The 14,523-nt window shown below is 61.7% G+C and carries 15 protein-coding genes; all 15 read left to right on the top strand.

The features are described from left to right. Positions 1 to 23 precede the first annotated feature (23 nt). A complete protein-coding gene (locus ACOQOT_RS06110; protein ID WP_420561461.1) occupies positions 24 to 1,076 on the top strand; it encodes a DUF2232 domain-containing protein in 1,053 nt (350 codons plus the stop codon). After that, on the top strand, positions 1,076 to 1,666 hold the full coding sequence (rplI, locus tag ACOQOT_RS06105; protein ID WP_420561460.1) for a 50S ribosomal protein L9: 591 nt from the start codon (positions 1,076 to 1,078) through the stop codon (positions 1,664 to 1,666). The genes ACOQOT_RS06110 and rplI overlap by 1 nt, the downstream gene beginning before the upstream one ends. Positions 1,667 to 1,945: 279 nt before the next feature. Then, positions 1,946 to 3,193, top strand: a complete 1,248-nt coding sequence (locus ACOQOT_RS06100) for a class I SAM-dependent methyltransferase (protein WP_420561459.1) — start codon at positions 1,946 to 1,948, stop codon at positions 3,191 to 3,193. Between the two features lie 179 nt (positions 3,194 to 3,372). Further along, a complete protein-coding gene (locus tag ACOQOT_RS06095) occupies positions 3,373 to 4,863 on the top strand; it encodes a replicative DNA helicase (protein WP_420561458.1) in 1,491 nt (496 codons plus the stop codon). After that, positions 4,860 to 6,089 carry an alanine racemase gene (gene alr / locus ACOQOT_RS06090; RefSeq protein WP_420561457.1) on the top strand — a complete coding sequence of 410 codons (1,230 nt, stop codon included), beginning with the start codon at positions 4,860 to 4,862 and terminating at the stop codon, positions 6,087 to 6,089. Before ACOQOT_RS06095 ends, alr begins: the two co-directional genes overlap by 4 nt. Then, positions 6,086 to 6,859: an MlaE family ABC transporter permease gene (locus ACOQOT_RS06085; protein ID WP_420561456.1), complete on the top strand. Its 774-nt coding sequence runs from the start codon at positions 6,086 to 6,088 to the stop codon at positions 6,857 to 6,859. The genes alr and ACOQOT_RS06085 overlap by 4 nt, the downstream gene beginning before the upstream one ends. A 37-nt stretch (positions 6,860 to 6,896) precedes the next feature. Further along, positions 6,897 to 7,670: an ABC transporter ATP-binding protein gene (locus ACOQOT_RS06080; RefSeq protein WP_420561455.1), complete on the top strand. Its 774-nt coding sequence runs from the start codon at positions 6,897 to 6,899 to the stop codon at positions 7,668 to 7,670. Positions 7,671 to 7,800: 130 nt separating this feature from the next. Then, the gene (gene radA, locus ACOQOT_RS06075) at positions 7,801 to 9,183 is read left to right on the top strand and encodes a DNA repair protein RadA (RefSeq protein WP_420561454.1); all 1,383 of its coding nucleotides are present in this window, start codon (positions 7,801 to 7,803) and stop codon (positions 9,181 to 9,183) included. 47 nt (positions 9,184 to 9,230) lie between these two features. Further along, positions 9,231 to 9,857: a CvpA family protein gene (locus ACOQOT_RS06070; protein WP_420561453.1), complete on the top strand. Its 627-nt coding sequence runs from the start codon at positions 9,231 to 9,233 to the stop codon at positions 9,855 to 9,857. Between the two features lie 65 nt (positions 9,858 to 9,922). Next, on the top strand, positions 9,923 to 11,431 hold the full coding sequence (purF, locus tag ACOQOT_RS06065) for an amidophosphoribosyltransferase (RefSeq protein ID WP_420561915.1): 1,509 nt from the start codon (positions 9,923 to 9,925) through the stop codon (positions 11,429 to 11,431). A gap of 30 nt (positions 11,432 to 11,461) precedes the next feature. Further along, a complete protein-coding gene (locus tag ACOQOT_RS06060) occupies positions 11,462 to 12,175 on the top strand; it encodes an SDR family NAD(P)-dependent oxidoreductase (protein ID WP_420561452.1) in 714 nt (237 codons plus the stop codon). 64 nt (positions 12,176 to 12,239) lie between these two features. Next, positions 12,240 to 12,845, top strand: coding sequence for an ArsR/SmtB family transcription factor (locus ACOQOT_RS06055; protein WP_420561451.1), 606 nt, complete (start codon positions 12,240 to 12,242; stop codon positions 12,843 to 12,845). Further along, a complete protein-coding gene (locus ACOQOT_RS06050) occupies positions 12,743 to 13,183 on the top strand; it encodes an SRPBCC family protein (protein ID WP_420561450.1) in 441 nt (146 codons plus the stop codon). Before ACOQOT_RS06055 ends, ACOQOT_RS06050 begins: the two co-directional genes overlap by 103 nt. Before the next feature lie 29 nt (positions 13,184 to 13,212). Beyond that, the gene (locus tag ACOQOT_RS06045; protein ID WP_420561914.1) at positions 13,213 to 13,935 is read left to right on the top strand and encodes a DUF899 domain-containing protein; all 723 of its coding nucleotides are present in this window, start codon (positions 13,213 to 13,215) and stop codon (positions 13,933 to 13,935) included. Between the two features lie 100 nt (positions 13,936 to 14,035). Further along, the gene (locus ACOQOT_RS06040; protein WP_420561449.1) at positions 14,036 to 14,479 is read left to right on the top strand and encodes a YybH family protein; all 444 of its coding nucleotides are present in this window, start codon (positions 14,036 to 14,038) and stop codon (positions 14,477 to 14,479) included. Positions 14,480 to 14,523: the final 44 nt, after the last annotated feature.

Raw genomic sequence — 14,523 nt, 5'->3', positions numbered from 1 at the left:
CGCCGCCCCAAGGAGCCTTGCCAATGCCGCAATGGATAATTGGACTGGGGGCCGGTCTCGTCAGCGCCGTTCTGTTTCTCACAACGGCCTCTGGCTCGCTTCTCGCTCTTTTGCCCTTGCTGCTCTCGCCCATCCCGCTTTTCGTTGCCGGGCTCGGCTGGGGCGGGCGCATGGCCGCGTTTTCCGGGGCCGCCGGGTTCGTGTTCCTCTCCCTCATTTCCAGCTTTTCGGCCGGGCTGACCTTTTTCCTGTTCGCCGCTTTTCCCGCTTTCTGGCTGAGCCGGCAGGCGCTGTTTTACGAGCGCCCCGCCCCGCATGTCTCCCGCCGGGGGCTTTATCCGCCCGAACCTGCTGAAGAGCGCGGGGAAGAAGAGGCAAGCGATGCCCATCCCGCCCCCGCCGAAGGGGTGATCTGGTGCCCGCCCGGCGATATCGCGGTCTGGGCGGCGCTGGTAGCCGCTCTCCTGCTCGTCATCGCGGAGGCGGGAATCATCTGGGTGGGCTATGAGGGGCTTGCCGCCGCGCTCCGCCAAACGGCGGGCCAGTCCCTGCTGGAATCAGGGGCCGCCGCGCGTTTCGTGGCCGAGCAGGGCCTGCCGGTCGAGCCGCAGCGCCTTGTAGCGCTCGCCGCCGCGCTCCTGCCGGCAGCGGCCACCGCGCTCTGGCTCTTCGTCATTCTAGCCACCATGGCCGCCGGACAGCGGATTTTGATGCGTTTCGGCCATAATCTCAGGCCCATGCCCGATTTTGACCGCATGGAACTGCCCCGCCCGCTGCTTTGGGCCTTCGGGGCCTGCTTCCTCTTTACCTTCATTCCGGGGGAAATCGCCCATTTCATGGGCGCGCTGATTATTGCCCTTTTCATCCCATATTTTCTGTTGGGTCTGGCGATAATCCATGCTATCTCCCGCGCTTGGAAAGCCCGGATCGTCGTTCTGGGCCTTTTTTACTTCCTATTGCTGTTTTTCGGGTGGCTTGCCGTTCCGGTCGGTCTCCTGGGCATGATGGATCCCTGGTTGAACCTGCGCGGCCGGTTGTCGGCGGCAAGCGGGAGCCCGGGCAAGGAGAGAGATTAATGGAAATCGTGCTTCTCGAGCGGGTGGAAAAGCTCGGTCAAATGGGTGATGTGGTCCGGGTGAAGGACGGGTTTGCCCGTAACTTCCTTCTGCCGCGCGGCAAAGCACGCCGTGCCACAAAGGACAATCTTCGCCGTTTCGAAGAAGAGCGCGCTCAGCTTGAAGCGCGCAACCTGGAGCTGCGCAAGGAGGCCGAAGGCGTCCATGCCAAGCTCGACGGCGAAAGCTTCGTGGTGATCCGCTCGGCCAGTGAAACCGGCCAGCTTTACGGCTCCGTCAGCACCCGCGACATTGCCGGTCTTCTGACCGATGGCGGCTTCAGCACCGCCCGCAACCAGGTGATCCTGGACAAGCCGATCAAGGAACTGGGCCTCGTCAGCGTGCGCATCATGCTGCACCCGGAAGTCTTTTCCACCGTGACGCTGAACATCGCCCGCACCCAGGACGAAGCCGAGGCGCAGGCCCGCGGTGAAAACGTTCTCGGCCGCCAGGACGAGGATGACGAGATCGAAGCCGAAGAATTCTTCGAGGAAGGCGTGCTCGCCGCCGACGAAGAAACCGAAGGCGAAGACGAGGAACTGAACAGCTAAGCTGCTGTTCCCGTTCTACTTTTCAAAAGGGCGCGCTGGGCCTTCCCGCCGCGCCCTTTTTCATGCGCCTTTCATGGGGCCCATCATGACCGTTTTTTGTCGCAGATAGGGCTTGCACGCCCCCCTGCCTTGCCTCTTGAATAGAAGTGTCGTTCTGCCTGTTCCCGGATGCGCCCCCGCTCCGGGCAAGGGGGGTGCCTGTTGCAGGAACCATTCGGGCAGTGACGGAAGACCGAACTATGCGTAGCCGCGTTCATCTTGGCGCTAGAGGAGGCAAGCATGCTGTTTGGTTGGGTTTTACAGAAAATCGTCCGGCACGGTGATCTCACCGTCATTGGTGCCGATGGCAAGGAGCTGCGTTTCGGCGACGGGACGGGGCATCCGGTGACGATGCGCCTGCATCACAAGTCCCTGCACCACAAGCTGGCGCTCAATCCTTATCTTCATCTCGGCGAAGCCTATATGGACGGCACGCTGACGGTGGACGAGCCGGCGGGCATTTACGATCTTCTAGATCTTCTGCTCTCCAATATCGGCACCGGCTGGGCGCATCCCCTCGCCTCGCTTCTGGGTACGCTGCGCCGGGCGCGCCGCCGCATAGACCAGTACAATCCCATCGGCAAGGCGCAGGCCAATGTCGCCCATCATTACGACCTCGATGGCGGCATCTACGATCTCTTCCTCGACGAAGACAAACAATATTCCTGCGCCTATTTCGAGCGGCCGGGCCAAAGCCTGGAAGAAGCCCAGCTTGCCAAGAAGCGCCATATCGCGGCCAAGCTGAAGATCGAGCCGGGGATGCGCGTGCTCGATATCGGCTGCGGCTGGGGCGGGCTCGGGCTTTATCTCGCCGAGGAGACAGGCGCCAAGGTGCTGGGTGTCACTCTTTCCAAGGAGCAGCACCGCGTGGCGCTGCGCCGGGCGGCCGAGCGCGGCCTTGCCGACAGAGCGAAATTCGGCCTGATGGATTACCGGGTGCTCGATGATCAGTTCGACCGCATCGTCTCGGTGGGCATGTTCGAGCATGTGGGCGTGACCCATTACACCGAATATTTCCAGCATGTGCGCAACCTGCTCAAACCCGACGGCGTAGCGCTCATTCACACGATCGGGCGGCTCGACGTGCCAGGTTCCACCAATCCCTGGATCAAGAAATACATTTTCCCCGGCGGCTATATTCCCGCCCTTTCCGAAGTCGCGCCGGTGCTGGAAAAAGAAGGCCTCTTGCTCGGCGATCTGGAAGTGCTCAGGCTGCACTACGCCGAGACCTTGCGCGAATGGCGCCGCCGCTTCATGGCCAAGCGGGACTTTGCCGCGCGCATTTACGATGAGCGCTTCTGCCGGATGTGGGAGTTCTATCTCGCCGGCTCCGAAACCTCCTTCCGGCATGAAGGCATGGTGGTCTTCCAGTTCCAGATCGCCAAGGAGATCGGCGCGCTGCCCATCACCCGCGATTACATGCTGGACTGGGAGCGGGCGCACCGGGACGATGTGCCGCCGCGCCAGACCGCCATCGGAGCGGACTGACGCGAGCATCGCAGCTCAATTACTCACAAAGGACAGGCGCCTCAAAACGCCTGTCCTTGCCATGTGTTAGCCACAGTTTTCCCCGTTACTCACAGGCATGAAAATCTTTCCTGTGAAACCTTGAGCGGCGGGGCCGCGAAGCCCTATCCCCTTGCTCCGGCCTCTGGCATAAAGAACGCATGGAAACAGCACTCGACCGGCTCGCCCCGCATGGGAGCGACGAAGACATCACGTACCGCACACCGCCCCATAACCTGGAGGCGGAGCAAGCGCTTCTGGGCGCCATCCTGATCAACAACGAGGCCTATGACCGGGTCGCGGCCTTTCTGGATGCGAGCCATTTCTACGAGCCGCTGCATGGGCGCATTTTCGAAACCGCCACGAAGCTGATCACGCAAGGCCATCTCGCCAGCCCCGTCACGCTCAAGCACTATTTCGAGCAGGACGAGGCGATCAAGGAAATCGGCGGCACGCAATATCTCGCCCGCCTCGCCGCCTCCGCGACGACGCTGATCAACACGGAAGATTACGGACGCACGATCTACGATCTCGCCATCCGCCGCGATCTCATTCATATCGGCGAGGAAGTGCATAACCGCGCCTATGACGCGCCGGTGGACGATCCACCTTCCGCGCAAATTCTGGATGCGGAACAAGCACTCTACAGCCTGGCGGAAAAAGGCAAGTATGAAGGCGGCTTCGAGGCTTTCGCGAGCGCCATCACCACCGCCGTCGATATGGCCGCTGCCGCTTATCAGCGCGACGGGGGGCTCTCGGGCATTTCCACGGGGCTGCGCGATCTCGATGAAAGGCTGGGCGGCTTGCAGGCCTCCGACCTCATCATTCTGGCCGGGCGCCCTTCCATGGGGAAGACCGCGCTTGCCACGAATATCGCCTTCAATGCGGCGCGCGCCTATAAGGCCGAGCACCGGCCTGATGGCTCGGTGCATGTGACGGACGGGGCGGTTGTCGGGTTCTTCTCGCTGGAAATGTCCTCCGAGCAGCTTGCCACGCGTCTTCTGGCCGAGCATTCGGGCATTCCGTCCGAAAAGCTGCGCCGCGGCAAGATCGACCAGGATCAATGGCATCATTTCGTGCAGGCCGCGCAGGAGCTTGAGGGCCTGCCGCTCTATATCGACGACACGGGCGGGCTGACCATCGCAACGCTTGCCGCCCGCGCCCGCCGCCTGAAACGCCAGCACGGGCTCGGCCTGCTGGTGGTCGACTATATTCAGCTCCTTGCCGGCTCGCGCACCGAAAACCGCGTGCAGGAAGTGACGGAAATCACCACGGGTCTGAAAGCGCTCGCCAAGGAACTCAATGTGCCGATCATCGGCCTTTCCCAGCTGTCGCGCCAAGTGGAAGCGCGCGAGGACAAGCGCCCGCAGCTTTCGGACCTGCGCGAATCCGGCTCCATCGAGCAGGACGCCGACGTGGTAATGTTCGTGTTCCGCGAGGAATATTACGTCGCCCGCTCGGAACCCCGCGAGGGAACGCCCGAGCACCTGCAATGGCAGGAAGAAATGGAAAAGGTGCATAGCCTTGCCGAAGTGATTATCGGCAAGCAGCGCCACGGCCCGACCGGCACCGTGAAGCTGCAGTTCCAGTCCGAGATTACTCGGTTCGGCGATTACATTGCCCAGGACCACCTGCCGGAAGAAATGTATTGAGCCTCACGCCCATCGACATAGATCCCGCGCTGGCCCTGGCGGCGAGCGGCAGCAGCCTGACCATCGATCTGGGCGCAATCGCGGAGAATTACCGGCGCATCACAAAGGAAGCGGGCGCGGCGAAAGCCGCCGCTTGCGTCAAAGCCGATGCTTACGGGCTTGGCATGGAAAAAGTCGCGCCGGTTTTAGCCGAAGCCGGCTGTACGGACTTCTTCGTCGCCGAACCTTTGGAAGGGGTGCGGCTGCGCGCGCTCCTGCCGCACGCGCAGATTTACGTGCTGGACGGGTTCTTTGCGGGCGCCGGTCCTCTTTATGCGGAGCATGGACTTACCCCCATGCTGGCGACGCGCGCGCAGGTCGAAGACTGGCTTGCCTTTACCCAGAGCGCAGACTCTGAAAGCGCGGGCAAGCTGCCTGCCGGTCTTCATTTCGACACGGGCATCAACCGGCTCGGCCTCGAGCGGGAAGAAGCGGACTGGCTGCTGGCGAATGAGGAGGCGCGTGCCGCGCTTCAGGTCGAGCTCGTGATGAGCCATCTCGCCTGCGCCGAGGAAGCGGAAAGCCCAATGAACGAGCGCCAGCTTGAGCGCTTCCGCGCCTTGCGCGCGCGTTTTCCCGAAGCGCGCGCCAGCCTTTGCAACACGGCAGGGGTTTTTCTCGGGCCGGATTATCATTTCGACCTCGTGCGGCCCGGCATCGGGCTTTATGGCGGCAATCCCATGCATGAGCACCGGGAAAGCCCTTTCGAGCCCGCCGTCTATGCCTCGGGCCGCATCCTGCAGGTCCGGCATTTGGAAGCGGGGGAGACGGTGGGCTATGGCGCCACCTTTACCGCCCACGGCCCCATGCGAATCGCCACGATTGCGGTAGGGTACGGGGACGGGTTTTTCCGCCGGGTGGGGGATCAAAAACAACAAGCAGAAGTTGTGATTTGCGGGTACCGCGTGCCGCTCGCCGGGCGCGTTTCCATGGACCTGATCACGGCGGATGTCAGCGCGCTCCCGAAGGATTTACCCAAAGTGGGAGATATGGCGGAAATCCTGGGTGCTAGAGTGAGCATTGACCATCTTGCAACAGCCGCCGGAACAATTGGCTATGAAGTGCTAACGCGCTTGGGAAACCGCTACCATAGGACGTATAAACCGGCTGTATCCGGGCATTCCGCGCCGCATGGCATGGCTGCCCCCGCATCATTGACCCAGCAACGTTCAGGGGACGAGACGTGAATATTTTTGCCGCCGTGGGACGCGTCGTCCTGGCGCTACTGGCGGAGACGGGACGGCTGGCACTGTTCGCCTGGGTCGGGGTCAGCCATTTGCTGCGCCCGCCCTTCTACTGGCGCCAGATTGGCCAGCAGATGCTGCGCATCGGCTATTTCTCGCTGCCCGTTGTCGCGCTGACCGCCTTTTTCACGGGCGGCGTGCTGGCGCTGCAGATTTATTACGGCGGCGATCAGTTCAATTCCGAAACCATTGTGGCGACCATCGTGGCGCTCGGCATCACGCGCGAGCTCGGTCCGGTTCTGGGCGGGCTGATGGTAGCGGGACGCGCCAGCGCCGCCATTGCCGCCGAGCTTGGCACGATGCGCGTGACCGAACAGATCGACGCGCTGTCCACGCTTTCCACGAACCCGCATAAATATCTCGTCGTGCCGCGCCTCATGGCCGCGATCCTCACCCTGCCGCTTCTGGTTTTCATCGGCGATGTGATCGGTATTTTCGGCGGTTTCATCGTCGGCACGCAGACCCTCGATTTCAACGCCGGGGTCTATGTGAAGAATACCTACGACTTCCTCGAATATGACGACATCACCTCCGGCCTCATCAAGGCGGCGGTGTTCGGCTTCATCATCGCGCTGATGGGCTGCTTCCACGGCTTCAACAGCAAGGGCGGCGCGCAAGGCGTCGGCCGGGCGACGACGAACGCCGTGGTGACCGCTTCGATCTTCATTCTGGCGGCGAACTACGTCATGACCTCCCTGCTCTTCTCATCCTGACGCCATGCTACGTGCGCTAAGACGAAAAAAGGACGACATGGAAGAGGCCAAACTCAAACTCACGGATGTGCACAAACGCTTCGGCTCCAAAGTGGTGCTGAACGGCATCAACCTGACCGTGCCGAAGGGCAAGTCCGTCGTGGTGATCGGCGGCTCGGGTACCGGCAAGTCCGTCATGCTGAAAAGCGTGCTCGGCATCGTCAAACCCGATAGCGGCTCCATCGAGGTGGACGGCGAGGACGTGATGCGCCTGCCGGCCAACCGCAAGGAAGACGTGCTGAAGAAATTCGGCATGCTCTTTCAAGGCGGCGCGCTTTTCGACAGTCTGCCGGTCTGGGAGAATGTCGGCTTCGGCCTTATCCAGGGTCAGAACATGCGCCGCAAAGAAGCCAAAGAAATCGCCATCGACACGCTCGCCAAAGTCGGCATGGGCGCGGAAGTGGGCGAGCTTTATCCGGCCGAACTTTCAGGCGGCATGCAAAAGCGCGTCGGCCTTGCCCGCGCCATCGCCACGGCACCGGAAATCATTTTCTTCGACGAGCCGACCACGGGCCTCGATCCGATCATGGCCGATGTGATCAACGATCTGATCATCGAGCGCGTGCAGGATCTCGGCGCAACGACACTTTCCATCACCCATGACATGGCCAGCGCGCGCAAGATCGCCGACTATATCGCCATGATCTACAAGGGCGAGATCATCTGGTACGGCAAGAAGGAAGATGTCGACCATAGCGGCAACGAATATGTGGATCAGTTCATCCATGGCCGCGCCGAAGGTCCCATTCAGATGGAAATCCTGAAGCCGTGAGGCTGAATAAAGAGACGCGATGACGCAGTGCCGTTCCCACATTGAAGGCTGTCACCCCGGGCCTGTCCCGGGGTCCATGCAGCAGCCATGCGCCCTGCCCCCGTTTTTCTTCCTGCAAGGGCACTGAGAGATGGCGCGCGCGAAGACGCAGTTCGTTTGCCAAAGCTGCGGCGCGGTTTATGCGCGCTGGGTGGGCCGCTGCGAGGCTTGCGGCGAATGGAACTCGATCTCCGAAGAAGTGCCCGAAACCTCCGGCGTTGCCGGCGGGCCGCCCGCCAAGGCCGGTGGCAAGAAGGGCCGGCAGATCAAACTCGTCGCTATGGACGGCGAGTTGACGGAAACACCGCGCCATCTTTCCGGCATCGAGGAATTCGACCGGGTATGCGGCGGCGGCCTTGTGCCGGGTTCTGTCTTGCTCGTGGGCGGCGATCCGGGTATCGGTAAATCCACGCTTCTTCTGCAGGCCATGGCGGCCTTTGCCAGGCGTAAGCTGGAAGCGGTTTATATTTCCGGCGAAGAAGCAATCGACCAGGTGCGCATGCGCGCGCGCCGTCTCGGCCTTGCCGACAGCGCCGTGGCGCTCGGCGCGGAAACCAACCTCAAGGACATTATCGCAACGCTGGACGGCGAGGACCGGCCGGATGTGGTGGTGATCGATTCCATCCAGACCATGTGGACGGACAGTCTCGAATCGGCACCGGGCACGGTCGGCCAGGTGCGCGCCTGCGCCCAGGAGCTGGTGCGCTTCGGCAAGAAGTCGGGCGCGGCAGTGATCATTGTCGGCCATGTCACCAAGGACGGCCAGATCGCGGGCCCCCGCGTCATGGAACACATGGTCGATACGGTGCTCTATTTCGAAGGCGAGCGCGGGCACCATTTCCGTATTCTGCGCGCGGTCAAAAACCGTTTCGGGCCGACGAACGAGATCGGCGTGTTCGAGATGGGCGAGCTTGGCCTTGCCGAGGTTTCCAACCCCTCCGCCCTGTTCCTCGGCGAGCGGGACCGGGAGACAAGCGGCACGGCGGTCTTTGCCGGGATCGAGGGCACACGGCCCGTGCTCGTGGAGCTGCAGGCGCTGGTGGCCGATAGCGGCCTCGGCAATCCGCGCCGCGCCGTGGTGGGCTGGGATTCGGGCCGCCTTTCCATGGTGCTGGCGGTGCTCGATGCGCGCTGCGGGCTTTCCTTGAGCGGCCAGGACGTCTATCTCAATGTGGCGGGGGGCCTGCGGATCGTGGAACCGGCAGCGGACCTTGCCGTGGCCGGGGCGCTGATTTCCTCGCTGTCCAACAAGACCATTCCCGCCGATACGGTGCTTTTCGGCGAGATCAGCCTCTCGGGCGCCGTGCGTCCGGTCAGCCAGACGGAAAGCCGCCTGAAGGAAGCGGCGAAACTCGGATTTAAACGGGCGATTTTACCCAAAAGCCCGTCCAGCCAGCGCCCGGACGCCCAGGGGCTGGAGATTTTCGAGATCGCGGATCTTGGCGGGCTAATTGCACATCTATCGGTTTCATGAGCGCTTATGCCTCGTTATTGTGCCTATAGGGGATAGGGGGAACCAAGGTGACCGTTTTCGATATTGGCATCATCGTTCTGGTGCTTCTCTCGGGCCTGCTGGCGACGGCGCGCGGCTTCGTGGCCGAAATGCTGTCGGTTCTCGCCTGGATCATCGGCCTGGTGGTGACGCTCTTCCTTTATCCTTACGTCTTTCCCATCGCGCAGGACTTTTTCAGCGCCGAGTGGATCGCCGCCGTGGTGACGGCGGGCGGCATTTTTACCGCGGTTTACCTTGTCGCTTCCATGTTCACCTACCGCTGGGCCTCGCGCATGCGGGCGGGCGAGCCGGGGCCCCTCGACCGGGCGCTGGGACTGATTTTCGGGGCGGCGCGCGGTTTAATTGTGATCGCGATCGCCTATCTCTTCTTCATCTGGCTGGTGCCGGACCGCTCCGAGCACCCCGAATGGCTGGCAAAAGCCCGGCTTACGCCCATTGTGGAGAGCACGGCGCTGGCGCTCGCCGATCTCATGCCCGACCGGGACGATGTGCGCCCCACTTTCGAGCGCGGGTCCCGATCTGAAACAGATGGGGCGGCGCGACAATCAGACGCTGACACAAGCAACGGAAAAGGTTATAAGCCTAGCGAGCGACAGGGCCTCGATCAGTTGTTTGACACGACCGTCAACGAATAGAGGCCGAACGGCGATGCCCCAGAATAATGGTTTCGATGCCCCGTACTGACGACGTACCAGAACAGATGAGCCTGCCCTTCGCAGCCTCGTCTGCCGCCCCGGCCATCAGCGAGCCGACCTATATCCTCGATGATGAGCTTAATGCCGACAAACTGCGCGAAGAGTGCGGGGTTTTCGGGATTTTCAACCATCCGGACGCCGCCGCGCTGACAACGCTGGGGCTGCACGCCCTGCAGCACCGCGGCCAGGAAGCGGCCGGGATCGTCTCTTATGACGGCAAGCAGTTCCATTCCGAGCGCCGCCTCGGGCTGGTGGGGGACCATTTCACCCGCCAATCCGTGATCGACCGGCTGACCGGCACGTCCGCCGTCGGCCATGTGCGCTATTCGACTCAGGGCGAAACGCTGCTGCGCAACGTCCAGCCGCTCTTCGCGGACCTGTGGGGCGGCGGCTTTGCCGTGGCACATAACGGAAATTTGACTAACGCGGTCACGCTGCGCAACGAGCTGGTGCGCCAGGGGGCGATCTTCCAGTCCACCTCGGATACGGAAGTCATTCTTCAGCATGTCGCCCGCTCCTCCGGCGCGCATGTGATGGACCGCTTCATCGACGCGCTGCAGCAGGTGGAGGGCGCTTATGCGCTGGTCGCGCTGACCAACAAGAAGCTGATCGGCGCGCGCGACCCGCTCGGCATCCGTCCGCTTATTCTGGGCGAGCTGCACGGTGCGCCCATTCTGTGTTCGGAAACCGTGGCGCTCGACATTATCGGCGCGAAATTCGTGCGGGAAGTCGAGCCCGGCGAAGTGGTGGTCTGCACCAAGGACGGGATCGAGAGCATTCATCCCTTCCCCAACGCCCATTCGCGCCCCTGCGTTTTCGAGTTTATCTATTTCGCGCGCCCCGACAGCGTGATCGGCGGCAAGAGCGTTTACGATGTGCGCAAGAAGATGGGGCACGAGCTCGCCCGCGAATCCCACGTGCCCTCCGACATGGTCATTCCGGTGCCCGACAGCGGCGTGCCGGCGGCGATCGGCTACGGGCTGGAAGCGGGCATTCCCTTCGAGCTCGGCATCATCCGCAACCATTATGTGGGCCGCACCTTCATCGAACCCTCCCAGCACATACGCGCGCTGGGGGTGAAGCTGAAGCACAATGCCAACCGCGCGCTCGTCGAGGGCAAGCGCATCGTGCTTGTCGATGACAGTATCGTGCGCGGCACGACCTCGGTGAAGATCGTGAAGATGATGTATGAAGCCGGCGCCAAGGAAGTGCATATGCGCATCGCCAGCCCGCCCATCACGCATCCGGATTTCTACGGCATCGACACGCCGAACAAGGAACAGCTTCTCGCGGCCAATTACGACGTGGAAGGCATGCGCAAATATATCGGTGTCGACACGCTGGCCTTCATTTCGGTTCCCGGCCTTTACCGGGCGATGGGCTATGAGTACCGCGACGAGGATGCGCCCCAGCTCACCGACCATTGCTTCACCGGCTGCTACCCGACGAAGCTGACCGACCTGACCGGTGCCAAGCGGTCCGACCAATTGTCCCTTCTGGCGGAAATAGCGTAAGGCCCCTTCCGCCCCTTTTAGAGAGTTGCCATGACCGGCCGACTGGAAAACAGGCTTGCCTTGATTACGGGCGCCTCGCGCGGCATTGGCCGGGCCGTGGCGCTGGCCATGGCAGCGGAAGGCGCGCATGTCATTCTCGTCGCCCGCACCGTTGGCGCCCTCGAGGAAGTGGATGACGAGATTCAGAAGATCGGCGGCAAGGCGACGCTCGTGCCGCTCGACCTGAAAGACCTCGACGCCATCGACCGGCTGGGCGGCATGATCTATGAGCGCTGGGGCAAGCTCGACATTCTGGTCGGCAATGCGGGGCTTCTGGGCGTGCTCACGCCGGTAGGCCATATCGAGCCGAAAGAATGGGAGCAGGTACTCACCATCAATGTAACGGCGAATTACCGACTGATCCGCTCGCTCGATCCCTTGCTGCGCCGCTCCGATGCGGGCCGGGCGATTTTCGTGACCTCCGGCGCTGCCGATAAATGCCGTCCGTTCTGGGGCATCTATTCGGCGACCAAAGCCGCGCTCAACGCGCTTGTCAAAACCTGGGCCCATGAGAACGAGAAGACCGCGATGCGGATCAATCTCGTCAGCCCCGGCCCCGTGGCAACCGCCATGCGCGCGAAAGCCATGCCGGGCGAAGACCCCTCCACCCTGCCCCGCCCGGCGGAACTTGCCCCGCTCTTTCTCGAACTTGCCTCGCCCGATTATAAAAAGACCGGCGAGATCGTGGCCTTCGAGCGGCGATAGTTTTCTCTGCTTTGTTGATTGCCGCATGGACCTCGGGTCAAGCCCGGGGTGACAGGCGCGGTAAATGGCAATCGCTTTGCCACACATGACGCCGTCACCCCGGCCTCAGAGCCGGGGTCCAGGCAACTTCCTGAGAAAATTCTCTATCCCTTTCAACATCTTGGCTGAATGTTGCATCCCGCAATCGCACGGGCACTTGACATTCTGCCGCTTCGCCACAACACTTAACCTCATGGTTAAGTATGACGATGCCGCATTGGACCGCACTTTCGCCGCGCTCGCCGATCCGACCCGGCGCGCGCTGCTTGCCCGGCTGGAGGAAGCGGATACGCCCCTCTCGGTCAGCGATCTTGCCCGGCCGTTCGACATGTCTCTTCCCGCCGTGATGAAGCATCTCAATGTGCTCACCGAGGCGGGGCTGGTCAGCCGCAACAAGTCCGGCCGGATCGTCTCCTGTGAACTTCAAGCGGGCCCCATGGAGGATGCCATGGACTGGCTCACCCGTTATGCGCGCTTCTGGTCCGACGGACTGGACCGCCTCACCGCTTTTGTGGAGAACGCTGCCCCATGTCCACCCAGCAACACGCCAAACCGAGCCTCACGCTCAAAAGACGCATCAAAGCCTCGCCGGAAAAAATCTTCGCCGCCTGGACGGAACCGCAACAAATGATGATGTGGTTCGGTCCGGAAAATGTTGAAACGAAGGAAGTCGACGCGGATGTGCGCATCGGCGGACGCTTCCGCGTGAAGATGCTGGAAAATACCGGCGACTGGCACGAAGTCTCCGGCGTTTACAAAGAAATCGTGGAGAACGCCAAGCTCGTTTTCTCCTGGGCCTGGGTAACGACGCCCGAACGGGAAAGCCAGGTCACCGTCACGCTGAAGCCGGATGGGGAACAAACGATCCTCACCCTGCATCACGAACAACTCTTCGATGAAACCTCTCGCGACGGCCACATCCACGGCTGGACGGGCTCTCTGGACAAGCTGGAAGCTCTCTTCGCCTGATTTTTACCCCGCAAAAAGGGAGAACTATGATGGCACACCATGCAACAGGTACACCGGCCGAATGGCTGAAAGCCCGAAAGGCTTTGCTCGAACGCGAAAAGCAGCTCTCGCGCCTGCGCGATGAAATCGCCGAAGAACGCCGCGCCCTGCCCTGGGTGAAGGTCGACAAGACATATGTTTTCGAGACACCCGCAGGCAAGAAAACACTGGCCGAGCTGTTCGGCAAGAACAGCCAGCTCATCATCTATCACTTCATGCTCGCACCGGGCTGGGACGCAGGTTGCAGCGGCTGCTCGTTCCTTGCCGATCATCTCGACAGCGCCAATCAGCACATCAAACATCACGATGTCACACTGATGGCCGTCTCCCGCGCGCCGCTGGCTGAAATCGAAGCCTATAAAAAGCGCATGGGCTGGCAATTCGACTGGGCATCTTCGAACGGCAGCGATTTCAATTACGACTTTCATGTCTCCTTCCGCAAGGAAGACGTGGAGGCAGGCCGGGCAACATATAATTTCGCGCCCACGAGCGAAAATCCCGGCGAGGAAGCACCCGGTTTCAGCGCCTTTTACCGGGATGAAAACGGCGATGTCTTCCACACCTATTCCTCCTATGCGCGCGGTAATGAAGAGGTGATCGGCGCTTATATGCTGCTCGATTTCGCACCCAAGGGGCGGAACGAGACCGAGATCATGGATTGGATGCGCCGGCACGACGAGTACGAAGACGCCCCTGCCCGTAAAAGCGCCTAGCAACCGGGCCGCCCGACCCGGCGGCCCGGCCTCGATGCCGGTATCCTCTTCCCCCTCAAGAGGATGCCGGTCCTTTTCAGTATTTCCTGGAGGAAAGACAATGGCCGATGCTGCTTTGAAATTAACGGAAGAAGATACCATCCGCGCGCTCATCGACGAATGGGTGCGGGCGGCAAAGACCGCAGACCTTGATGCCGTGGCCGCCTGCTATACGCCCGACATCCGTGCGTTCGATGCCATCTCCAAGCTCGAGTTCAAAGGTTTGGAGGCTTACCGCGCACACTGGAAAATGTGCATGGAGATGATGCCGGGCAGCGACATGGTCATGGATCTGCATGATCTTGAAATCGAACAGAACGGCGAGCTGGCTTTTGTCCACTACCTGTCGCTTTGCGGCGGCACGGATGAAAAGGGCGAGACGCAGACAGGTTGGATGCGCGCCACCGTTTGCTGCCGCAAGACGGCTGACGGCTGGAAGATTTCTCACGAGCATTACTCCTCCCCTTTCGACCCGGAAACGATGCAGCTCATCAATACCCGCTAGCACGTCACGAGATGAGCGGGGCAAAGCCCGCTCATCTCTTCCGT

Origin of the sequence: Tepidicaulis sp., from assembly GCF_965222285.1 — a bacterium.
Taxonomy (GTDB): Bacteria; Pseudomonadota; Alphaproteobacteria; order Parvibaculales; family Parvibaculaceae; genus Tepidicaulis.
This window is presented reverse-complemented; position numbering and strand designations above follow the sequence as displayed.